The 21,058-nt window shown below is 69.1% G+C and carries 21 protein-coding genes; 11 read left to right on the top strand and 10 right to left on the bottom strand.

Annotated features, from left to right (window positions below; all coding sequences use genetic code 11):
- The first annotated feature begins 85 nt into the window (after positions 1 to 85).
- The gene (locus EV645_RS38890) at positions 86 to 778 is read left to right on the top strand and encodes a glycoside hydrolase family 12 protein (RefSeq protein ID WP_130449799.1); all 693 of its coding nucleotides are present in this window, start codon (positions 86 to 88) and stop codon (positions 776 to 778) included.
- On the opposite strand, the gene EV645_RS38885 is transcribed toward EV645_RS38890, so the two are convergent.
- On the bottom strand, positions 744 to 1,634 hold the full coding sequence (locus tag EV645_RS38885; protein WP_130449797.1) for a DMT family transporter: 891 nt from the start codon (positions 1,632 to 1,634) through the stop codon (positions 744 to 746). The two genes, EV645_RS38890 and EV645_RS38885, sit on opposite strands and share 35 nt — an antisense overlap.
- Positions 1,635 to 1,674: 40 nt before the next feature.
- Between EV645_RS38885 and EV645_RS38880 the strand changes: the two genes are divergently transcribed.
- The 3 genes from EV645_RS38880 to EV645_RS38870 all read left to right on the top strand — a co-directional run bounded on the left by EV645_RS38880 (position 1,675) and on the right by EV645_RS38870 (position 5,864).
- Complete coding sequence (locus EV645_RS38880) at positions 1,675 to 2,169, top strand: MarR family winged helix-turn-helix transcriptional regulator (protein ID WP_242000939.1); 495 nt, start codon at positions 1,675 to 1,677, stop codon at positions 2,167 to 2,169.
- Between the two features lie 215 nt (positions 2,170 to 2,384).
- Positions 2,385 to 4,313 (top strand): glycosyltransferase family 4 protein, encoded by a 1,929-nt coding sequence (locus EV645_RS38875; RefSeq protein ID WP_130449793.1) that lies wholly within the window; start codon positions 2,385 to 2,387, stop codon positions 4,311 to 4,313.
- Positions 4,314 to 4,406: 93 nt separating this feature from the next.
- Positions 4,407 to 5,864: a glycosyltransferase family 87 protein gene (locus EV645_RS38870; protein WP_130450262.1), complete on the top strand. Its 1,458-nt coding sequence runs from the start codon at positions 4,407 to 4,409 to the stop codon at positions 5,862 to 5,864.
- Here the strand turns inward: EV645_RS38870 and EV645_RS38865 are convergent.
- Positions 5,861 to 6,790, bottom strand: coding sequence for a threonine ammonia-lyase (locus EV645_RS38865; RefSeq protein ID WP_130449791.1), 930 nt, complete (start codon positions 6,788 to 6,790; stop codon positions 5,861 to 5,863). The two genes, EV645_RS38870 and EV645_RS38865, sit on opposite strands and share 4 nt — an antisense overlap.
- An 84-nt stretch (positions 6,791 to 6,874) precedes the next feature.
- Here EV645_RS38865 and EV645_RS38860 point away from each other — a divergent pair, with 84 nt between their 5' ends.
- Complete coding sequence (locus EV645_RS38860) at positions 6,875 to 7,135, top strand: WhiB family transcriptional regulator (RefSeq protein ID WP_130449789.1); 261 nt, start codon at positions 6,875 to 6,877, stop codon at positions 7,133 to 7,135.
- Between the two features lie 8 nt (positions 7,136 to 7,143).
- Here the strand turns inward: EV645_RS38860 and EV645_RS38855 are convergent, their stop codons facing one another.
- Genes EV645_RS38855 through EV645_RS38840 form a run of 4 tightly spaced genes read right to left on the bottom strand, consistent with a single transcriptional unit; the run spans position 7,144 to position 11,444 of the window.
- On the bottom strand, positions 7,144 to 7,992 hold the full coding sequence (locus tag EV645_RS38855; protein WP_130449787.1) for an ATP-grasp domain-containing protein: 849 nt from the start codon (positions 7,990 to 7,992) through the stop codon (positions 7,144 to 7,146).
- Entirely contained in the window at positions 7,949 to 9,493 is a 1,545-nt protein-coding gene (locus EV645_RS38850) for an MptA/MptB family glycosyltransferase (protein WP_479684506.1), read from the bottom strand. Before EV645_RS38850 ends, EV645_RS38855 begins: the two co-directional genes overlap by 44 nt.
- The gene (locus EV645_RS42055; protein ID WP_157997257.1) at positions 9,493 to 10,797 is read right to left on the bottom strand and encodes a DUF2064 domain-containing protein; all 1,305 of its coding nucleotides are present in this window, start codon (positions 10,795 to 10,797) and stop codon (positions 9,493 to 9,495) included. Before EV645_RS42055 ends, EV645_RS38850 begins: the two co-directional genes overlap by 1 nt.
- Complete coding sequence (locus EV645_RS38840; protein WP_130449783.1) at positions 10,794 to 11,444, bottom strand: glycosyltransferase family 2 protein; 651 nt, start codon at positions 11,442 to 11,444, stop codon at positions 10,794 to 10,796. Before EV645_RS38840 ends, EV645_RS42055 begins: the two co-directional genes overlap by 4 nt.
- A gap of 122 nt (positions 11,445 to 11,566) precedes the next feature.
- Between EV645_RS38840 and EV645_RS38835 the strand changes: the two genes are divergently transcribed.
- On the top strand, positions 11,567 to 12,265 hold the full coding sequence (locus EV645_RS38835) for a response regulator transcription factor (RefSeq protein ID WP_130449781.1): 699 nt from the start codon (positions 11,567 to 11,569) through the stop codon (positions 12,263 to 12,265).
- A complete protein-coding gene (locus EV645_RS38830; RefSeq protein ID WP_130449779.1) occupies positions 12,262 to 13,422 on the top strand; it encodes a sensor histidine kinase in 1,161 nt (386 codons plus the stop codon). Before EV645_RS38835 ends, EV645_RS38830 begins: the two co-directional genes overlap by 4 nt.
- Here the strand turns inward: EV645_RS38830 and EV645_RS38825 are convergent.
- Complete coding sequence (locus EV645_RS38825) at positions 13,396 to 14,433, bottom strand: NAD-dependent epimerase/dehydratase family protein (protein ID WP_130449777.1); 1,038 nt, start codon at positions 14,431 to 14,433, stop codon at positions 13,396 to 13,398. The two genes, EV645_RS38830 and EV645_RS38825, sit on opposite strands and share 27 nt — an antisense overlap.
- Positions 14,430 to 15,206 carry an S-methyl-5'-thioadenosine phosphorylase gene (locus EV645_RS38820; RefSeq protein ID WP_130449775.1) on the bottom strand — a complete coding sequence of 259 codons (777 nt, stop codon included), beginning with the start codon at positions 15,204 to 15,206 and terminating at the stop codon, positions 14,430 to 14,432. Before EV645_RS38820 ends, EV645_RS38825 begins: the two co-directional genes overlap by 4 nt.
- 80 nt (positions 15,207 to 15,286) lie before the next feature.
- On the opposite strand from EV645_RS38820, the gene EV645_RS43030 reads away from it, so the two are divergent.
- Positions 15,287 to 15,787, top strand: coding sequence for a hypothetical protein (locus EV645_RS43030; RefSeq protein WP_242000938.1), 501 nt, complete (start codon positions 15,287 to 15,289; stop codon positions 15,785 to 15,787).
- Positions 15,784 to 16,734: an RNA polymerase subunit sigma-70 gene (locus tag EV645_RS38815; protein ID WP_242000937.1), complete on the top strand. Its 951-nt coding sequence runs from the start codon at positions 15,784 to 15,786 to the stop codon at positions 16,732 to 16,734. Before EV645_RS43030 ends, EV645_RS38815 begins: the two co-directional genes overlap by 4 nt.
- Here the strand turns inward: EV645_RS38815 and EV645_RS38810 are convergent, their stop codons facing one another.
- Together EV645_RS38810 and EV645_RS38805 are read right to left on the bottom strand one after the other, a co-directional pair.
- Positions 16,735 to 16,926 (bottom strand): hypothetical protein, encoded by a 192-nt coding sequence (locus EV645_RS38810; RefSeq protein WP_130449770.1) that lies wholly within the window; start codon positions 16,924 to 16,926, stop codon positions 16,735 to 16,737.
- 82 nt (positions 16,927 to 17,008) lie between these two features.
- Positions 17,009 to 18,664: a bifunctional 3'-5' exonuclease/DNA polymerase gene (locus tag EV645_RS38805; protein WP_130449768.1), complete on the bottom strand. Its 1,656-nt coding sequence runs from the start codon at positions 18,662 to 18,664 to the stop codon at positions 17,009 to 17,011.
- Between the two features lie 66 nt (positions 18,665 to 18,730).
- On the opposite strand from EV645_RS38805, the gene EV645_RS38800 reads away from it, so the two are divergent.
- Positions 18,731 to 20,086, top strand: a complete 1,356-nt coding sequence (locus EV645_RS38800) for an aminotransferase-like domain-containing protein (RefSeq protein ID WP_130449766.1) — start codon at positions 18,731 to 18,733, stop codon at positions 20,084 to 20,086.
- Positions 20,087 to 20,158: 72 nt separating this feature from the next.
- Positions 20,159 to 21,052 carry a pyridoxal 5'-phosphate synthase lyase subunit PdxS gene (pdxS, locus tag EV645_RS38795; protein WP_198682145.1) on the top strand — a complete coding sequence of 298 codons (894 nt, stop codon included), beginning with the start codon at positions 20,159 to 20,161 and terminating at the stop codon, positions 21,050 to 21,052.
- The last annotated feature ends 6 nt before the right edge of the window (positions 21,053 to 21,058 follow it).

The following is a 21,058-nucleotide window of genomic DNA, read 5'->3' as shown; positions in this document are numbered from 1 at the left end:
CAGTCGAAGCGCTTCGACACCCCTTTATACCCCTGCACTCGCCCACGGTTCTTCCCCTGCGTTCGCCCCAACGAGAGGAAACGAAATGCCGAGATGGTGGAAAGCAGCAACAGCAGTGCTGACAGTACTGGCCGCGGGCTTGGTGACCGCGGCACCGGCCGACGCGGCGGCGTGGTCGTCGTCGGACAAGTTCGGTACCTGGTCCAACGGCGGGTACACCATCCGCAATGACGTCTGGGGCAGTGGTGCCGGCGCTCAGACGATCTGGGCCAACTCCTACAGCAACTGGGGAGTCTGGGCCGACCACCCGAACACCGGCGGCGTGAAGGCATACCCCCACTCCGCCCGCAACGTCGGAAAGCGGGTCAGTGCCCTTGGTTCTCTGACCAGCAGTTTCAACGTGTCCCGGCCCGGCAGCGGCGCCTACGCGACGACGTACGACATCTGGGCCGACAACAACGCCTACGAGATCATGCTGTGGATGAACAAGCAGGGGGCGGTCGGTGCGATCGGGTCGAAGCAGACCACGGTCTCCGTCGGCGGTCACACCTGGGACGTCTACCGCGGCAGCAACGGCGCCAACGCGGTGTTCTCGTTCCTCCGCACGTCCAACACGAACTCGGGATCGGTCGACGTGAAGGCCGTCCTGAACTGGATCCGCGGTCAGGGCTGGATGGGTGACGCCACAGTCGGCGAGGTCCAGTTCGGCTTCGAGATCACGTCGTCGTCCGGCGGCCAGAACTTCACCAGCAACTCCTACTCCGTGTCGTCCACCTGACCCACCCGGAAGATCCGCGCCGACGGCTCAGTGTGATGCCGAAGAGGACGAGGGCTAGGCCGAGCACCTGGCGAAGCGTGAGTACGTCGCCCGAGACCAGGACGCCGAGCAGTACGCCGGTCACCGGGTTGAGGAGCCCGATCAGCCCGACGGTTGCCGCGCTGAGATGACGTAGGCCCGCGAACCAGGCTGTGAATGCCAGGGCGGTCGCGATCAGGCCGACGTACGCGAAACCGGCGATGGCGGGTAGGTCGAGGTGGGGTGGTGCGCCCTCGAAGATGAGTGCGAACGGGATCAGGACCAGGCCGCCCGCGATCAGTTGCCACGAGGTGGTTGCGATCGGGCCGTCGGCGCGGCCCCATTTCTTGGCGAGGATGTAGCCGAAGGACGACATGGTGAGGGCGGCGACCGAGGCGGCGACACCGTGCAGGTTCACGGCGGTCGTTCCGGTGCCGAGGAGCAGGCAGACGCCGGCGATCCCGGCCGCGGCGCCGGTGAGGACCGGAACGGTCGGTCGTTCGGCGAGTAGCGCCCAGGCGAAGAGCGCCATCGTGAGCGGCGAGGCGGACATGATCGTCGACGCGAGGCTGACCGGAAGCAGTTGGGACGCGAGGTAGATCAGCGCGAAGAACGCGCCCATATTGCAGACACCGAGAAGCAGCGATCGCCACCACCAGACGCCGCGGGGGAGACGCCGGGCCACGCAGAGCAGGAGGAGTCCGGCGGGCAGGGCGCGGAACACTGCGCCGTACAAGGGGTGTCCGGTCGGCAGGTACTCGTGCGTGACGAAGTAGTTCGTGCCCCAGGCGATGGGTGCGATCGCGGTGACCAGGGTCCAGCGGAAGGTATCTTCCATGGAAGACACTATATCTTCCCGGGAAGATATAGTGGAACGCGTGACCGATCACGTGGCCAGGATCCAGGCGGAGTGGCAGGCGGAGCGGCCGGATGTCGACACCGGCCCGCAGGGCGTGATCGGCCGACTGCACCGGATCGCGAATCAGCTCACCGGTGAGCTGACGCTGCTGTACGCGAAGTACGGGCTGTCGGAGGGGGAGTTCGACGTACTCGCGGCGCTCCGGCGCGCGGGTTCGCCGTACGAGCGGGCGCCGGGGGAGATCGCGCTGCACACGATGGTGACGACCGGCGCGGTGACCAAACGCGTCGATCGGCTCGAGGCGGCCGGCCTGGTCCGGCGCCGGCGCAGCGACGACGACGGGCGCGGTCGCGTGGTCCGCCTGACCCCGGCCGGACGCCGGCTGATCGACAAGGCCTTCGCCGCCCACATGGCGAACGAGAAGCGATTGCTCGAACCGCTCAGCGCAACCCAGCAGGCTCAACTCGAGACCATCCTCACAGCCTGGCTGGCGCATCTGGAGCCGCCGGATTGAATTGAACGCTTGACAGTGGCGAGGCGGAGGTCTGTACCGTTATTTTGCTGCCGTTGCAACTTCCTTGAAGCTTTTTGGCATCATGAAAGTCGCTAGGGACTGCGCGAAAGTCCCCGCGGTGCTAACGACTCGCCGTCCCCGTCGTTGAACCGTGCAATCACCGCTGTGAGCTCCCGCACCTCCCCGCCTGCGCTCACGAAGGCTCAGGAGAGTGTGTGCACGTCCCTCGCATCGTGATGATCGTCGCGAACGACATCACCAACGACACCCGGGTCCTCAAAGAGGCCGTCGCCCTGGGCAAGGCCGGCTACCAGGTCACGTTGCTCGGAGTCTCCGCATCCGGCCGGCTCGCTATCGACACCATCCCGTCCGGTCAGTCCGGCCAGTCCGATGTGGTGATGATCCGGGTGCCCGGCCACTTCGTCCTGCGGGACGAGCGCAACCGCCGGCACCGGCTCCGCCGCGGCCGCCGGTTGTTCGACATCCGGCCCGAGGGCACCGAGGAGGCCCGCGTCGCCGCCCGGCTCGCCGACCTGAAGGCGGAGCGCGGACGAGCCACCGCGAGGCGCGAGGCGGGGCAGGTCGGCGGTGCCGCCCATCTCGGCGGAGCAGTGAGCCGTTCGCTCAGGCACCGGCGACTGCGCCTGTCCCAGGCGGCCGTCTCGGTCCGCACCTGGTTCGGCGAGACCGAGGCCGGGATAGCCACGAGCTTCTGGCAGTGGTGGGACACCTGGCTGCCGGGCCGGAGTGCGCTGGTCCGGTGGCGCTCGACCATTCCCGAGGCTGACGACTACGAGGCGATCTTCGCCGACTTGATCGACCAGCTGCGCCCAGATGCTCTGCACGCCCATGACATGCACGTCATCGCGGTCGGCTCGCGCGCCGCGGGCCGGGCGGACCTCCGCGGCCGCAGCCTGAAGGTCGTGTACGACGCCCACGAGTACGTCCCCGGCCTGTCGCAGTACGGCGGCCGTACGCCGCGGATGATCGCGGCCTGGGCGCAGCACGAGGCCGAGTACATCCGGACCGTCGACCGCGTCGTCACGGTCAGCCCGGCGATCGCCCGGACGCTGCACAAGCGGCACAAGCTGGACCGCGAGCCGACCGTGGTGATCAACAGCCCGGAGCTGTGCGAGCGCGACAGCGGGATCACCGACATCCGCGCCACGATCGGGCTCGCTGCCGACGTGCCGCTGCTGGTCTACAGCGGTGGGGTCACCCGGGCGCGTGGCGTCGAGACCGCGATGGAGGCTTTGCCGCTGCTGCCCGGCGTACACCTGGCGGTCGTGTGCGTGCCGCACGCGCGGACGCGACCCGTGGACGAGCTGCGGGCGCTCGGCAAGTCCCTGCAGATCGAGGACCGCGTGCACTACCTCGACCCGGTCGCGCCGAACGACGTGATCCACTTCCTCCGGACCGCGGACGTCGGGCTGATCCCGATCCTGCGGTACCCGAGCCACGAGATGGCCCTGCCGAACAAGGTCTTCGAGTACACCTTCGCCGGCCTGCCGGTGGTGACCAGCGACATGCCGACGCTCGAGGAGTTCGTCGGCAAGACCGGTATCGGCGAGGTCTTCGAGGCCGAGAACCCGGACGCGCTGGCGGTCGCCGTGAAGACCGTCCTGAAGGACCCGGAGCTGTACCGCGAGCGCGCTGCGGACCCGGGGTTGCGGGCCGAGATGTCCTGGGAGGCCCAGGCCGGTCACCTGCGAGACCTGTACGCCGAGCTGGTCGGCGCACCGCCCGCCCACGAGGACGTCGTACCCCGACTGGTTCTGGGGCCGATCGGCTCGAAGGCCGCGAAGGCGTGGTTCCAGGACCTCGACGGTGCCGAGATCCCCCGGCGTCCGTTGACCTTGCCGGAGCTGGACAGCGTCACGCATGTCCTGATGGAGGACTGGCAGTCGGTTCTGGGCGGCGAGGACCTGATCGCCGACCTGCCGCTGCTCACCGCGGCCCGGATCAAGCACGCCGTCGTGGTCTACGGCCGGGTCGACCGCCAGGACGTACGGCGCCGGATGCGCGCGTACAACGGCACGGTCTTCGTCACCGACCGCGTGATCGCGGACGCCGTCGAGGGCACCATCTGGCTACCGCCGGCCGACGAAGGCGCGAAGGTCCTCCGCGACTTCATGACCGAGTAGCGCCCGCGGCAGACGGCACGCGGGGACCCTGCGCGCCCCGCTGGAGACGGGTGGGTAACCTCTGGTGGTCGCAAGGTGAGCCGATAGGAGATGATGCCCACCGTGACCGGACCACAACGCGAGCTCGCGCAGGCGCCGTCGGAGAATGATCCGGCCGTCGCCGGCCTGACCGTTGGGCTCGGTGGGCCGTCCGGACGGTTCGCCCGGCTCGGTTCCTCGTGGTGGACGCCGCTGCGGATCGCGCTCGCGGTGTGCACGATCACCTTCGGGCTCGGCGTACTGCAGAAGGCGCCGTGTATGGAGGCCGGCTGGGACCGGCAGAGCTGGCGGCCGTTCAAGGCGCTGTGCTACTCCGACATCGGCTTCCTGTACCAGGAGCGCGGTTTCGCCGAGGGCAACCGGCCGTTCCTGGATACCGGCAACTACCCGGTGCTCGAGTACCCGGTGCTGACCGGTGGGTTCATGGAGGTCGCGGCCCGGATCACCTGGCTGTTCACCGGCGACCCGAAGAAGGACATCACCGCCGAGCAGAAGCGCGACACGGCCGGCGTGTTCTTCGTGGTCAACCTGGTGATGCTGTTCCTCTGCGCGCTGGTCATGGTCGGCTGCACGGTCGCGACGGCCCGCGGGGTCGAAACCCGCCCCGGTGCGGCGCGAGGCCAGCCACTGGACGCCCTGTACGTCGCTGCGGCGCCCGTGCTCGCGTTGACGTCGACGATCAACTGGGACTTGTTCGCGGTCGCGCTGACAGCGGGCGCGATGCTCGCCTGGTCGCGCGGCAAACCGGTGTGGTTCGGGATCTTGCTCGGGCTCGGGACGGCGGCGAAGTTCTATCCGTTCCTGCTGCTCGGGCCGCTGCTGATCGTCTGCCTCCGCGGCCGCAAGCTGTGGCCGTGGTTCCAGGCGGCGATCGCGGCAGGTGTCGCGTGGGGTCTGGTGAACGCGCCGATCTACCTGCTCGCGAAGAACGAATGGCTGTCGTTCTGGCAGTTCAACGATCAGCGCGAGAGCGACTACGGCTCGATCTGGTACGTCCTCAAGCTCGCCAACCACGAGGTCGCGGACGTCAACCAGCTGAACATCGTGATCTTCGCCGGCCTGTGTCTGTCGATCGCGATCCTCGGATTGATGGCGCCGAGGCCGCCCCGGTTCGCGCAGTTGGCGTTCCTGGTCGTCGCGGCGTTCCTGCTGATCAACAAGGTCTACTCTCCGCAGTACGTCCTGTGGCTGCTGCCGCTGGTCGCGCTGGCCCGTCCGCGCCTGCGGGACTGGTTGATCTGGCAGGCCTGTGAGTGCTTCTACTGGATGCTGGTGTGGATGCACCTCGCCCAGTTCCTGGCGCCCGGGGATCCGCAGGTGCCGGACCGGATCTACTGGTTCTCCGTGATCCTGCGGATGGCTGGAACGCTGTGGCTGATGCTGGTGGTCGCCCGCGACATCCTGCTGCCGGAGAAGGACCCGGTACGCCGGGGCGACCTGGTCGACGATCCGAGCGACGGCGTACGGTCGCGTGCTCAAACCCGACTGGCTGCCGCGCTGGATCCGGCCTAGAGCATCAGTTTCGAGACGTCGAGGTTGCCGCCGCTGACGACAGTGGCGGTCACCTCGTCGAGCTGGATGCTGCCTTCCAGCAACGCCGCGAACGGTGCGGCCGCCGCCGGCTCGAGGGCGAGCTTGGTGCGTGACATCACCAGCCGGGTCGCCTCGAGAAGGGCGTCCTCGCTCACGCGGACGACCTGGTCGACGTACTGCTGGATGAGCGGGAAGTTGCGGGTGCCGCAGACGGGCGCGGCGAGGCCGTCGGCGATCGATCGGGCCGTGGCGAGCTTCTGCGGCTCGCCGGCCTCGAGGCTGCGGCTGACCACGTCGGCCTGCTGAGGCTCGATCCCGATCACGCGGATCTCCGGCTTCACCAGCTTGAGCGCCGTCGCGACGCCCGAGATCAGCCCGCCGCCACCCACCGGCACCAGGACGGTGCCGAGGTCGGGCCGGTCCGCCAGCAGCTCCAGCCCGAGGCTTCCGTGTCCGGTGATCACGTCCTCGTCGTCGAACGGATGGACGCCGGTCAGCTGCCGCTCGTCCTTGATCCGCTCGTACTGCGCCATCAGGTCACCCTCGACAAGCTCGACGGTCGCGCCGTACCCGCGGGCCGCGTCGATCTTCGCCTGTACGGCGGTCTTGGCCATGACGACTGTGGCCGGTACGCCGGCGTCCCGGGCGGCCCAGGCGAGCGCACCCGCGGCGTTCCCGGCCGAGACGGTGATCACGCCGCGCTCGCGCTCTGCGGCGCTGAGCCGGAGCAGCTTGGTCAGCAGGCCGCGGACCTTGAAGCTGCCGGTCTTCTGGAACAGCTCGGCCTTGAGTACCAGGTCGGCGCCGAAGCGCTCGTTCAGCGCCGAGGAGGTCAGCATCGGCGTGCGGTGGATCCGTCCCTCGAGCTCCTGGGCGGCCTGGCGGATGTCATCGAGTGTCGGCATACCTCAGACCTTAAAAGTCCAGTAACCCGATCATATTTCGAGACATAGGCTCACGGCGGTCGCGGGCGCTCTACGGTCGGAGTCATGAGGCCGACGCTGACCGTGATCGTGGATCCCGCCGACCGCTGGATGAGCCGGGCCGCGTGTATCGGGCAGGCGCCGGCGTACGACGAGAGCGCGTCCCGCTGGGAGCAGCGCAAGGCCCGTGAGCTGTGCCTGAAGTCGTGCCCGGTGCTGGAGGAGTGCCGCGACTGGGCCCGGCGGACGAAGTACACCGGAACTGCCGCGGGCGAGACCCTGCTGTACGGGCGTCGCCGCGGCCATCCGGAGTCGGCTGCGAGCTAGGGCATGCCCTAGAGCCGCCCGGCGACTGCTGCGGCGAGCTTCTCCGCGGTCTCCGGGTGCTGCGGGAAGAACAGCTCCGGCTCGATCAGCTCGAGTTCCATCAGCAGGAAGCGGCCGTTGACGACGACGCCGTCGACCCGGGCGTACGCCGGTGTGCGTCCGGCAGCCTCCAGGGCGGCCAGGGCGCCGTCGAGTACGACGGAAGTCGGCTCGGTCGGCGTCACGGTGCCGCCGAAGTCGTCCTGGACCCGGAAATCACCCGCGGCGGCGCGCTTGATCACCGCGTGGGTGAACTCGCCGTCGACGAAGATCAGCGACCACTCGCCGTCGGCGACGATCTCGGGCTGGAACGGCTGCACGAGGTACACGAGCTCAGGCAGCTCGGTCAGCACCTGGTCGAACTCGTCGGAGCCGGCGACACCGCGGACGGTGTGCAGGGCGGTCGCGCCGACGGTCGGCTTGACCACGATCTCCTGCCCGTCGAGCCCGCTCACGACCTCGCGCAGGCAGGCGCCGGCCGCGATCTGGGACGGCACGATCGCGACACCGCGCTCGCGGAGCTCGAGCAGGTAGCGCTTGTCGCCGTTCCAGCGGACCAGACCGGAGTCGTTGAGCAGCGGTACGCCGGCCTTGTCGAGCCGCGCGAGCCATTCGGTGAACTCGTCGTACCGCAGGTGGTAGTCCCAGACGGAGCGGAGCAGGACCCCGTCGTACGCCGACCAGTCCACGGACGGGTCGGTCCAGACCTCGGCCGCCGGATCGAGGCCCGCGGTGCGGAGGGCTTCGACGAGCGGGAGGTCGTTCGGGTGCAACTCAGCGTGCTCGGCCGAGGTCGCGAGGGCGATGCGTTTCGTCACGCTCGCCAGTGTTGGCAGGCGACAGGGCCGCAGTCAAACGTGATTCCGCAACGAATCGACGACGGATCGTGATCGCGCTGACAACGATGACAGCGGCCGCGAGGTAGATCAGGCCCTGCCGGGTGTCGTGCCCGAAGCTCGCGTAGGCGAGGTACGACGCGATCGGTACGGCGATCCACTCGGGGCGGCGGGCGAGGGCGGCGAGCGCGATCAGCGGCAGGCCGTACCACGGGTACGTCGGAGTGGCGATCAGCAGCGCTGCGCCGTAAAGCCAGCAGCAGGTGAGGGCCAGCGGATCTCGTTTGGTCCGGTAGAAGGCGAGTACGGCGAGGGCGAGCGCAAGGAGCGCGGCGACGAGCTGGCGGGCCTCAGGAGGCAGCAGGAGCGCGAGAATCGCCGATCTGGAGCTCCCGTCGTCGAACCCTTCCTGGTTGAGGTAACCGGGCAGGAAGCCGAGCACCAAGGTGCCGACGGCAAACAGGTGCGGGACGTACGAGGCCATAAAGGTGCCGAGGGCAACTATCGGTCGCCGGGTGCGGAAGGCCGGCAGCAGGAGAAGAGGGAGAAGCTTGACGCTTCCGGCCGCCCCGAGGAAGACCGCGGCCAGCTTCGGACGTTTGACGGCCGTGATGACCGCGGCGGTGATGAGCAGGGCCGCGAGTACGTCGACGTGTGCGGCATTGCTCGCCTCCAGGGCGACGATCGGTGACCAACCCCACAAGGCCGCCCAGCGTGGGTTCTGTACGGCGAGTAGCCAGGTGAGTGCAATCGCGAGTAATGCGGCCGCTATCTGCAGTCCGAGCGTGCCGGCCGACCATGGAGTGAACAGCGCGACCACCGTGAAGTAGGCCTGCGCCACGGGCGGATAGATCGTCGGCACCAGCGGCCGATTGATCCGCGTGCGCGGGTCGTCGACGGGATTCTGCGGGGTCTCTGATGTCACTCCTGATTTCTCGGTCGATGACAGCCCCGGAAACAGGATCGGATCCCGCAATTGCGCCAGCGAATCGTCCAACGGCACCCGCGCGTACGGCGAATGCCCCGACAACTGCACCCGCCCGTCCCACACGTACCGATAGGCATCCGTACTCGTGATCGGCGCGTGCAGCAGCCCCGGCACCTGGCACAACCCCGCCACGATGACGACGGCGGCAACACTCAACCCCCGCCCGAACCGCCACACCGCAGCAGCAACCACCACGGTCCCCACCGCCAGCACCACGTTCGGCCACCACCCAACCCGAGCCGCAGCGACCACCCCGACCACAACCCCCACCGCTCCCACCCTCACCACAACCCCGACAACCCCCACTGTTCCCGCCCCCGTCACCCAGCCACGCCACCATCCCGCGCGGTCCGTCCGGCTGCGTGACGTCTGAGGGGTCAACCCCTGGGGCTGCCGGTTCTCCCCTCGCACACAGGGGGTAGAACCGTCCGTTCGAGGGGTTGACCCCTCAGACGGACCTGGGTGCGCCCGAGCGTGCCCGGGCGGTGTGGGCATCAGGCTGTCCGGGCCGGCTGGGCCGGCTGGGTTGAGGGGGTGGGGTGGGGGACCGGGGTTCGGCGGAGGGCCAGGAAGGCTCGGTGGCCGGCGCGCCAGTCCTCCGTCGGGTGGAGGTCGGCGCGGCGGGCGTAGCGGAGTACTGCGCGGGTGCCGACTCTTGCCCAGGGCAACGGGGTGGAGCGGCGGCCGGTGGAGCTGCGGAGCACGATCGGGGCGGTGTCGTCGAGGTCGTCGTTCGGGTCGACCTCGACCAGGACGAGGCCGTCGGGGCGGACGAGTTCGGCGCAGCGGCGGAGCAGGTCGACGGGGTCGCCGCCGATCCCGATGTTCCCGTCCATCAGCAGCACGCTGCCCCAACGGCCCTCACCCGGCAGTCGGTCCTGCACCGGACGATGAAGCGCAGCCGCCCCGCGCGAAGTCGTGAGTGACACCGCCCGTGGCGAGACATCGACACCCAGCGCGGGGATCCCGCGTTCGGCGAGCGCCGTCACGATCCGTCCGGGTCCGCAGCCGATGTCGAGCACAGGACCTTCGCAGCGACTCAAAGCGAGCCGGTCGACCTCATCGGCGGGCGCAGTCCAGCGATCGAGCTCCGACAGCGCGGGCACGGTCCGTCCATCGATGCCAGTAGCAACAACACGCGCAGTACCGCCGAGGGCTTGCTCGAACAGCAATCCCGGATGCGCCGCATGTTGCAGCCGTCGATACAGCCGCGACACCCGCAACGACGGGAACTCGGCCGCGAGGTACGCCGCGTCGCGTGGCGTGTCCATGTCCCGCAAGGTCGGCAGCATCAGCACCCGCAGGCCGAGATCCTGCAACCGCTGCAGTTGATCGCGTCCGGTGTGATCGGTCGACATCGGTACACCGACCAGCGCGCGGCGGTCCGGCGTTCGTAGCCCGAGGCACCAATACCCGCCGTCCTCGGTCAGCCCGAGCACAGCGTCGTACCCGGACCATTGGAACCCGAGCAGCTCGGGCCGGAGCTGCGGCGTATCCATCCCGACGAGCAGCATCGGCGAGCCGTCGTACGCATCCTCGAAGGCCGCCGCGATCCGCTCGTCCAGCCCGTCGCCACGCTGCCCGGCAACCGTGAACCCGGCCGGCAACCACGGCCCCGGATCGCCCTCCAGCGCGAGAACCCGCCGCGACGCACGAGCTGCCAGTACTGCCCCGAGCGTGTCCACGAGCGATGCCCGAGCCAACGCCGCCGCCTCCTGCGCGGTGAACTCGCTCTGCAGCCGCGTCTTCACCCGTCCTGGCACCGGCTCCTTCGCGATGACGATCAGCGTCCCCTTCACCGGGCAAGGACCTTCGACATGTCGAGCACGGCGCGGGCCGCACCCAGCGGAGTCCCCGTCACCTTCGAACGGCCGGAGCGAGGCAGGTAGTCCACGTCCACCTCGGCGATCCGCCAGCCCGCATCGGCCGCCCGCACCACCGTCTCCAGCGGGTACCCGGACCGTCGATCCGTCAGCCCGAGCTCGAGCAGCGCCGTACGACGACCCGCCCGCATCGGACCGAGATCGTGCAGAGCGACGCCCGTACGGCGCCTGATCCGGCGGGAAAGCTCGAAGTTGGCCAGCCGGAGATGCCATGCCCAGGTGCCCCGTGTCACCGGGCGCCGGCGACCGATGACGAGGTCGACGCGATCGGCAAGGACGGGCGCAGTCACCCGGCTCAGCTGTTGTGGATCGAGCGACGCGTCGGCGTCCATCACGGCGACGACGTCGGACTCGGCCGCTTCCAGACCGGCGTGGCATGCAGCGCCGTACCCCTTGATCTCGCAGTGCACGACGGTGGCACCGAGCCGGGCGGCGATCTCGGGTGAACCGTCGGTGGAGCCGTTGTCGACGACGATGGCGCGGACGCCGGCCGGGAGACGTTCGAGGATCCATGGCAGGGCGGCCGCCTCGTTCAGGCACGGCAGGACGAGATCGACGGGCATTCTTCGACGGTAGGGACGAACACGTGCCTGCGGTGGCAGAACGCGGCTACGGATCGCTTACGTCGTACTGCGTTCCGGCACTGATGCGGCGTCGCGCCGACCGGACGATCTACGCTCTGAGCGTGGCTACTCGTGTTCTCGTGGTCGACGACGACCCGACCGTGTCCAACGTCGTCTCCGCTTACCTGACCAAGGCGGGGTACGACGCCCGCGTGGTCGCGGACGGCGTGTCGGCGGTCGAGGTCTGGCAGCAGTGGAAACCGTCCGTCGTCGTACTGGACGTGATGCTGCCCGGATTGTCCGGTCTCGAGGTGCTGCGCCGGATGCGCGCTGCCGACGACGGCGCCGCGGTGATCATGCTGTCGGCGCGCGGCGAGGAGGAGGACCGGCTGGTCGGGCTCGAGGTCGGCGCGGACGACTACGTGGTCAAGCCGTTCAGCCCGCGTGAGCTGACGCTGCGGGTGCAGGCGATGGTGCGGCGCGAGGAGCGGCTGGCCGGGCTCGACCTGACGCCGACCAAGCTGAGCGCCGGGCCGGTCATGGTCGACACCGCGGCACGACGTGCGTACCTGAACGACGAGGAGCTGTCGCTGACCCACCGCGAGTTCGACCTCCTCGCGTATCTCGTCTCGCATGCAGGCAAGGCGTACACGAAGGCCGAGCTGCTGCGGCGGGTGTGGGGCTGGGACTTCGGCGACTCGTCGACCGTCACCGTGCACGTACGGCGGTTGCGCGAGAAGATCGAGGCCGATCCGTCGGATCCGAAGCTCGTGCTGACCGTGCCGCGGACCGGGTACCTGTTTGCGGGCGACGCGGCATGAACAAGGACATGTTCACGATCCTCGCGCTCACCACGTTGTGGACGCTGGTGGTCGCGGCGGTCGGTGCAGCGATCCTGTGGCAGTTCCGCCGGCGGTCGTTGCGGGTGACGATGATCGTCGCGGGTCTCGCGCCGATGGCGGCCGCGCTGGCCGCAGTACTGCAGAGCGTGCGGGCCATGTTCATCTCCGAGCACGACTCGTGGGTGGTGCTGTGGACGTTGGCGTTCGCGGCGCTGCTCGGGCTGGCGATGACGGTCCTGCTCGGGCACTGGATCAGCACTGGGTCGCGGGACGTCGGGCGGCGGTTGCGGCAGCTGGGTACGTCGTACGAGCCGGCTGAGGATCTTGCCGGCGCAGTGCCTGCTGAGCTGGCCGACCTGACGAACGAGCTGGAGATGACGCGGAAGAAGCTGGCCGCGTCGCATGAGCGGGAGCGGGCGTTGGAGGCGAGCCGGCGGGAGCTGGTGGCGTTCATGTCGCACGACCTGCGGACCCCGCTGGCCGGGCTGCGGGCAGTGTCGGAGGGGCTCGAGGACGGCGTGATCGACGACGTACCGGGTGCTTTGCGGCAGATGCGGTCGACCGTCGATCGGATGACCGGACTCGTGGACGACCTGTTCGAGCTGTCGCGGTTGTCGGCGGCGCCGTTGCCGCGGCGGCGGTCGGCGGTCAGTTTGCGAGAGCTGGCCGAGGATGTCGCGGGGGAGAACAACGAGCATGCGCGGGCGGAGGGCGTTCGGCTGGCGTTGTCGACCCCTGACGGCGACGATCGCCTCGCCGTGCAAGGGGATCCGGACGAGCTGACGCGCGCGGTGACGAACCTGGTCGGCAACGCGATCCGGCACACGGCTCCCGGTGGCACTGTGACCGTTTCGGTGGACCGCGAGACGGACGGTCGCGTGCGGCTGGCCGTGACCGATGCGTGTGGCGGGATCCCGGCCGACGACCTGGAACGAGTCTTCGACATCGGCTGGCGTGGCGACGAGCAGCGGACGCCCGAGCCCGCCGACGACGCCACTCATGCCAGTGGCGGCGGGCTCGGTCTCGCGATCGCTCGCGGTGTCGTCGAATCGCATGACGGCAAGATTGGTGTGACCAACGTCGACGGCGGGTGCGCGTTCCAGATCGACCTACCGCCGGTTGCCGCTCACAACTAGATCCCTGAGACCCGCGGCCAGATCGTAGGCGGGCTTCCATCCGAGGTCGTGCTTCAGGCGGTCCGATGACGCGGTGATGTGGCGGACGTCGCCCAGGCGGTACTGGCCGGTGACGACCGGGCTCGGACCGTCGTAGAGGTGGGCGAGCTCCGTCGCCAGGTCGCCGATCGTGCGGATTGTGCCGCTGCCGACGTTGTACGCCGTGAACGCCGGCTGCTGGGGGAGTACGGCGGCTGACATGGTGACGGCAGTTGCGATGTCGCGGACCTGCACGAAGTCACGGCGCTGTCTGCCGTCCTCGAACACCCGCGGTGCTTCACCTCGCTCGAGCGCCGAACGGAAGATCGCGGCGACTCCGGCGTACGGCGTATTGCGAGGCATGCCGGGGCCGTAGACGTTGTGGAAGCGGAGCGCGGTGACGCGGCCATCCGTTTCGCGGGCCCAGGTGGCGGCGAGGTGTTCGCCGCTGAGCTTGCTCGTCGCGTAGGCATTGCGCGGATCGAGTACAGCGTCCTCGGTGACGAGACCGGGGTGGAGCTGCGCGCCGCAGTACGGGCAGGGCGGCTCGAAGCGGCCGGCCTCCAAGTCCTCGGTACGTCGTGGTCCGGGCGCGACCTGACCGTGCTCGGCGCAGTCGTAGCGGCCTTCGCCGTACACGACCATCGAGCTGGCGTAGACGAGATGGCGGACCTCGGCGTGGGCGAGGGCCTTGAGGAGGACCGCCGTACCGAGGCTGTTGGTGGAGACGTAGTCGTCGATGTCGTCGAGGTGGACGCCGAGGCCGACCTTGGCGGCGAGGTGGATGACGGTGTCGATGCCCTCGAGAGCCTGGGTGACGCAGCCGGCGTCGCGGATGTCGCCGACGACCAGGCCGGGGCGGGGCGTGGGTTTGTGGGCGTGGACGTCCGGGCGGAACGAGTCCAGCACCGTTACCTCGTGGCCCTCGGCAACGAGTTGGTGGTGGACGTGCTGACCGATGAAGCCGGCGCCGCCGGTGAGCAGGACTCTCATCGGGCCGCTGCCGTACCGTCGAGGGCGTGCCGGCAGCTGCAGTCCGCGTCGGGTTTCGGGAGCTGGCTGATCACGTCCTTGAGCAGGTCCTGCAGGCGTTCGATGCTGTGCTTGAACGCCTCGAAGACCTCGGCCTGCGTGACACCGCCACCGGTCGCAACGCCGGCATCGTGGTCGGTGACGACGGCGATCGACGTGTAGCAGAGGGCCAGCTCTCGCGCGATCGCGGCCTCCGGCGCGCCGGTCATGCCGACGACTGACCAGCCTTGCGCCGCATGCCATTGCGATTCGGCCCGGGTCGAGAACCGCGGGCCGTTGATCACGACCATCGTGCCGTCGGGTACGACGTTGCCAGCGGCAATCACCGTGGCGCGGCCGACCGGGCAGTACGGGTCGGCGGCGGCGGTGTGGACGACCGGCGCTTCGTCGTACACGGTGTGGTCCCGACCCCAGGTGCGGTCGACGTACTGGTCGGGGACGACGAAGGTGCCGGGGGTGAGCTCGGGCTTCAACGAGCCGACCGCGCAGGGTCCGAGGACCTGGCGGACGCCGAGTTCGCGCAGGGCCCAGAGGTTCGCGCGGTAGTTGACGCGATGCGGCGGGAACCGGTGATCGGCGCCGTGCCGGGGGATGAACGCGACCTGACGGCCGTCGAGGTCCCCGACCACCGGCGGCTCACTGGGCGCGCCGAACGGGGTGTCGAGCTCGATGGTTTCCGCGTCGGTCAGGAACGAGTAGAACCCGGACCCGCCGATCACGCCGATATCAGCCATGGCTCCGACGCTAATGGCGGCTACGGCGGCGACTACCGGATCCGGCCGGACCGTCAGCGCTCCGTAATCGATGATCGAATATGCGCGTGGAGATCTCCTGGGTGCTGCTCGCGGTCGGCGCGCTGCTGCTCCTGTTCGGCGCGTACGCGAGCTGGACGGCCGGACGGCTCGACCGGCTGCACCATCGCGTGGATCTCGCGCGGGCGTCGCTGGAGACCGAGCTCGCGCGCCGGTCCGCGCTGGTCGCGGAGCTGGCCGGCAGCGACATCCTCGATCCCGCTTCCGCGTTGTTGTTGCTCGACGCAGCGCATCGGGCTCGCGCCGCGTCACTCGATCTGTTGGAGGTGCGCGAGCAGGCCGAGTCCGCGCTGACCCGCGCGATCCATGCCACCGGCACCGATATCGAGCCGTGGGCGGGGGAGCTGACCCTCGCGATGCGCCGGGTGCAGTTGGCCCGCCGGTTCCACAACGACGTCGTAGTGTCGACGCGGGACCTGCGGCAGCGGCGGTTGGTGACGTGGTTCCGGCTGGCCGGTCGTGCGCCGATGCCGACCACGATCGAGCTCGAGGACGGGAAATGAGTAGCTTCGAGGAGGACGTCGAGCGCTATCGGCACGAGCTGCGCGTGCACTGCTACCGGATGCTCGGGTCGTACGACGAGGCCGAGGACCTGGTGCAGGAGACGTTCCTGCGAGCGTGGCGCGGGCTCGGTGATTTCGAGGGCCGGTCGTCGGTACGGGCGTGGCTGTACCGGATCGCGACCAACGCGTGCATCGACGTACGGCGGCCGCGCCGCGTTCTCCCGTACCAGCTCGAGCCGGCGTCGTTTCCGTCGACAGCCCTTCCGGCGCGGGAGGACGTGCCGTGGCTGCAGCCGTTTCCCGACGTACTGCTGGATCGTGCGGAGGAGCCGGACGCGGTCGCGATCCGGCGGGAGACGATCGAGTTGGCGTTCCTGATCGCGATCCAGCAGCTGCCTGCACGGCAGCGGGCCGTACTGATCTTCCGTGATGTGCTCGGGTGGCCCGCTCGTGAGACGGCCGAGGCAGTCGAGTTGTCGGTTGCCGCGGTCAACTCGGCGCTGCAACGGGCTCGGCCGGTTCTGCGCGAGCAGCTGCCGCCACACCGATCGGAGTGGTCGGCTCCGGAGGCGTCGGCGGAGGAGCGAGAACTGCTCCGGAAGTACCTGACAGCCTGGGAGGCTGCCGACCCCGACGCGCTCGCAGCTCTCATGCACGAAGACATCCGGATCACGATGCCGCCGTACCCGTTCTGGTTCGAAGGCCGCGAGGATGCGGTGCGTTCATTGATTCCGAACCTCACGCCGCAGTATCGCGGTCATTGGCGTTTCCTGCCGACCACGATCAACCGCCAACCCACCCTCGCGGCCTATCTCTTACCCCCGCGGATGACGTCCTATCAGCTGTTCGCACTCGACATCTTCCGCATCGAGGACCGCCGGATAGCCGAAATTACCGCCTTCGAAACCACGAACCACAAACTTTACGGTTTACCCGCGACGGTGTGATCAGCCGCCGTGCTGGTTGGGCTGCCTGCGGGTGCGGTTCGAGAAGTCGCCGACGACCTTGCCGCGGTGGTAGACCCGGTTGTCGTCGCCGAGATGCCCGGCCTGGGTCGCCTTCTTGGCCTGCTTGCCGCTGGTCTTGCCGCCGTTGGCGACGGCGTCGCGGGCCGCATCCTTCTTCTTGCTGAATGGCACGACGTTCTCCCTCTGTGAGTCGGACAACGAATTGCGCAGACGTTATCGGTCCGGGGGAGTAATAGGTCGTTTGAATTGGTTGCTATTTGGCAGCGGCGTAGATCTCGACCGTGGCGGTCGTGAACGCGAAGTTGGTCGGCGTCGGGCCGAACGTCAGAGTGCCGGCCAGGTTGCTCGCCTGCTGGATTGCGTCGGCGACCTGGTCGGCCTCGTCGGCGGGGCAATGGACGATGACCTCGTCGTGCTGGAAGAACACAAGCTCGGCCTTCAGCGGCGTCAGGGCCTGGCGGAGCGCGGCGAGGAGCAGGAGAGCCCAATCGGCCGCACTGCCTTGTACGACGAAGTTTCGGGTGAAGCGACCGCGCGCCCTGGCGTGGCGTGGATCGGTCGCGGGGACGTCGGCGGGCGGGCCTTCGAGGAGGGCGTCGTCGAGCGGGTGGCCGGTGGGCGGGCAGGTGCGGCCCAGGTACGTTCGGACCAGGCGGCCCTCTTCGCCGGCGCGGGCGGCGTCGTCGACGTACGCAACGGCTTGCGGGAATCGCTTGCGGAGCATGGCGAGGTTCTTCAGGCCGTCCCCCGAGGTCTGGCCGTAGATGGCGCCGAGCACGGCGAGCTTCGCCTGCCCCCGATCGCCCGAGAACGCCTGATCCGACACGGCTTTGTAGAGGTCGCCGGAATCGCTGGAGACCTCCATCAGCGCGCGATCGCGGGAGATGGCGGCGAGGACGCGCGGTTCGAGTTGGGAGGCGTCGGCAACGACGAGGCGCCAGCCCGGATCGGCGACAACCGCGCGGCGGATCACCTTCGGGATCTGCAGACCGCCGCCCCCGTTGGTGATCCAGCGACCGGAGACCGTGCCGCCGGGCACGAAGCCGGGACGGAAGCGGCCGTCGTGGACCCAGTCGTTCAACCAGGACCACCCGTTGGCGGTGTAGATCCGATAGAGCTTCTTGTACTCGACGAGTGGCGCCACGGCCGGATGGTCGATCGTCTCGAGCTCCCACCGCCGGGTCGACTTCAGCTGGTGCCCGGCCTGCTTGAACGCCTTCAGTACGTCGGCCGGCAGCTCGGGCCGGACCCGATGACCGAACGCGGCCGAGATGTCCTCCGCGAGCTCGGTCAGCCGGCGTGGCTCGCCCGTGCCGCCGAAGCGCTCGCCGAGCAGCTCGCTCAGGACGTCGCGATGTGCTTGCGCACTCCACGGAAGACCGGCGCGATCCATCTCGGCGGCGATCAGCATCGCGGACGATTCCGATGCCGTGAGCAACCGCATCCGGTCCGGGTGCTCCGCGAGGTCGTGCCGCCGGAGCTGGTCGGCGTACACCCTGAGTAGGGCGTGGAAGGCAAGCGGCTCGGTGGGGATCTCGAACAGCGACGACTGCTCACCCGGCACGACCGCGCGCATCGGCGGATCCGGTGGGACCGGCGCGCCGCTCAGTCGCGCCCAGGCCGCGGCCGCGGATCGTGGCTCGCCGAGGCGGCCCTCGTGGCCCAGCAGCAGGCCTTCGGTGTTCTCGACGTCGTAGCACCGCTCGACCCGAACCCCGGCGGCGAGCAGGCGTGGATAGATCTCGGCCGAGGATCGCCACACCCAGCGAGTGACCTGCGGCCGCGACGCAACGGCTGCGACGAGGTCGGGCTCGTGCTGGATCTCGCCGGCGGGCTGCCCGTCCGGATGCAGCGCGACAAGCGTCGCCCCGCCGCCGTCCTCAGGCGCGATCGCCCACCGTTCGTCCATAGGCAAATACAAGCACCTGGGACGGACAGTCCGAGCCCATCAGGCCAGTGGTGGGATAGTGGACTTATGTGGCGGACGGGGGATCTGGAAGCGGCCGACGGGACGAAGACCGAGCAGGTCGAGGGACTGGTACTGCGGCGGATCGAGCGCGGCGACCTGTCCATCGGCTCGCGACTGCCGTCGGAGCGGGTCCTCGCGGAGCGGCTCGGCGTGAGCCGGGTGACCGTCGTACGCGCATTGGAGAACCTGCGGCGGGACGGCGTACTGGAGACCAAGCGTGGGTCCGGGACCGTGGTGCGGCCACTGGATCGGCTGCTGGACCCGGTGGCGCCGGCGTCGACGGTGACGGCGGGGGACCAGCCCGTACTGGACCTGCGGTTCGCGACCACTGCCGCGCCCCACGATGTGGCGGAGGCAGCTGCCCAGATCGTCGAGGACGGGTTGCCGCAGGCGATGGGTGGCGATGGACCGCCGCCAGGTGGATCGATTGAGCTCAGAGCAGCGTTGGCGGAGCGGCTGACGATCGAGGGCGTGCCGACGGAGCCGGAGCAGTTGACGCTCACGGTGGGCGCAGCGGCCGGATTGAACGCCGCATTGGCCGGACTGGACCTGGGGCCGGGTGTGGCGATCACCGAGACTCCGACGTACCCGGCTGCGTTCGATCTGCTCCGCAAACACCGTCTGGACGTAGCTGGCTGGCCTGCTGGCGTCTGGGACACCGATCAGCTCGCCCACCTCTGCCGACGCCACCGCCCGAAGGTCATCTACCTGCAGGCCGACAACCACAACCCGACCGGGCTGAGCCTCCCGGCGGACCGGCGTCAGGCAGTCGTTGAGATAGCACGCCGGTACGGCGCTGCGCTGATCAGTGACGAGACCATGCGGCCGCTGTGGTTGGCCAATGGGCAACAGGCCGAGCCGCTGAGCCGCTATCCCCGGACTGTGAGTGTGGGGTCGCTCTCGAAGACCGTGTGGGGTGGACTGCGGGTCGGGTGGGTCCGGACCGGGAAGCAGTTGCGACGGCGCATCAACACAGCCGCACAGCTCAGCGTGGCCTCGCCGAGTGCGCTGGACGACCTCCTGGCCCGGGCGATCGTCCCGAAGCTCGACAAGGTGATCGGCCGCCGCCGTACCCGTCTCCGCGCCAACCTGGCCGCCCTGGAAACTGGACTGAAGACGCTGGACGGTGTGGCCTGGCCCACGCCGACCGGCGGTATGACGCTGTGGCTGGAGCTGACCGAGACCAGGGCACGCAGAGTGCTCGACGCGGCACGTGAACAGAACCTCCTGCTCGGATCAGGCGACCTGTTCACGCCGGAAGGCACCGACCGGCGCCACATCCGGATCCCGTTCACGGCTCCGCCGGCGACGCTGAGGCTGGTGGTCGCCCGGCTCGGCGATGCGCTGGCTCAGTCCACTTGATCTGAGGTGGACTGAGGATAGCTGCCCGACGCCTCCTAATCTGGAGTGGAGCCCCACGACCAGGAGGAAGCAGTGACCCAGGAGAACCAGACCGGTACCGCCAAGGTGAAGCGCGGTATGGCAGAGATGCTCAAGGGCGGCGTGATCATGGACGTCGTCACCGCCGAGCAGGCCAAGATCGCCGAGGACGCCGGTGCGGTCGCGGTGATGGCGCTCGAGCGGGTCCCGGCCGACATCCGCGCGCAGGGCGGCGTGTCCCGGATGAGCGACCCGGACATGATCGACTCGATCATCGGCGCGGTCTCGATCCCGGTGATGGCCAAGGCCCGGATCGGTCACTTCGTCGAGGCGCAGGTGCTGCAGAGCCTCGGTGTCGACTACATCGACGAGTCCGAGGTGCTCACCCCGGCCGACTACGCGAACCACATCGACAAGTGGAACTTCACCGTTCCCTTCGTCTGCGGTGCGACCAACCTGGGCGAGGCGCTGCGCCGGATCACCGAGGGCGCGGCGATGATCCGCTCCAAGGGCGAGGCCGGCACCGGTGACGTGTCCAACGCGACCACCCACATGCGCCAGATCCGCCAGGAGATCCGCAAGCTGCAGAACCTCCCCGAGGACGAGCTGTACGTCGCGGCGAAGGAACTGCAGGCGCCGTACGAGCTGGTCAAGGAGGTCGCCGCGCTCGGCAAGCTCCCCGTCGTGCTGTTCACCGCCGGCGGTATCGCCACCCCGGCCGACGCCGCGATGATGATGCAGCTCGGCGCCGAGGGCGTGTTCGTCGGCTCCGGCATCTTCAAGTCCGGCAACCCGGCCCAGCGCGCCGAGGCGATCGTCAAGGCCACCACGTTCCACGACGACCCCGACGTTATCGCCAAGGTCTCCCGCGGCCTGGGCGAGGCCATGGTCGGCATCAACGTCGACGAGATCCCCCAGCCCCACCGCCTCGCCGAGCGCGGTTGGTAGCAGGTC

Source organism: Kribbella rubisoli (assembly GCF_004217145.1).
GTDB classification, from domain to species: Bacteria; Actinomycetota; Actinomycetes; order Propionibacteriales; family Kribbellaceae; genus Kribbella; species Kribbella rubisoli.
The sequence above is the reverse complement of the archived record's forward strand: the minus strand, read 5'-3'. Positions and strand labels throughout refer to the sequence as shown.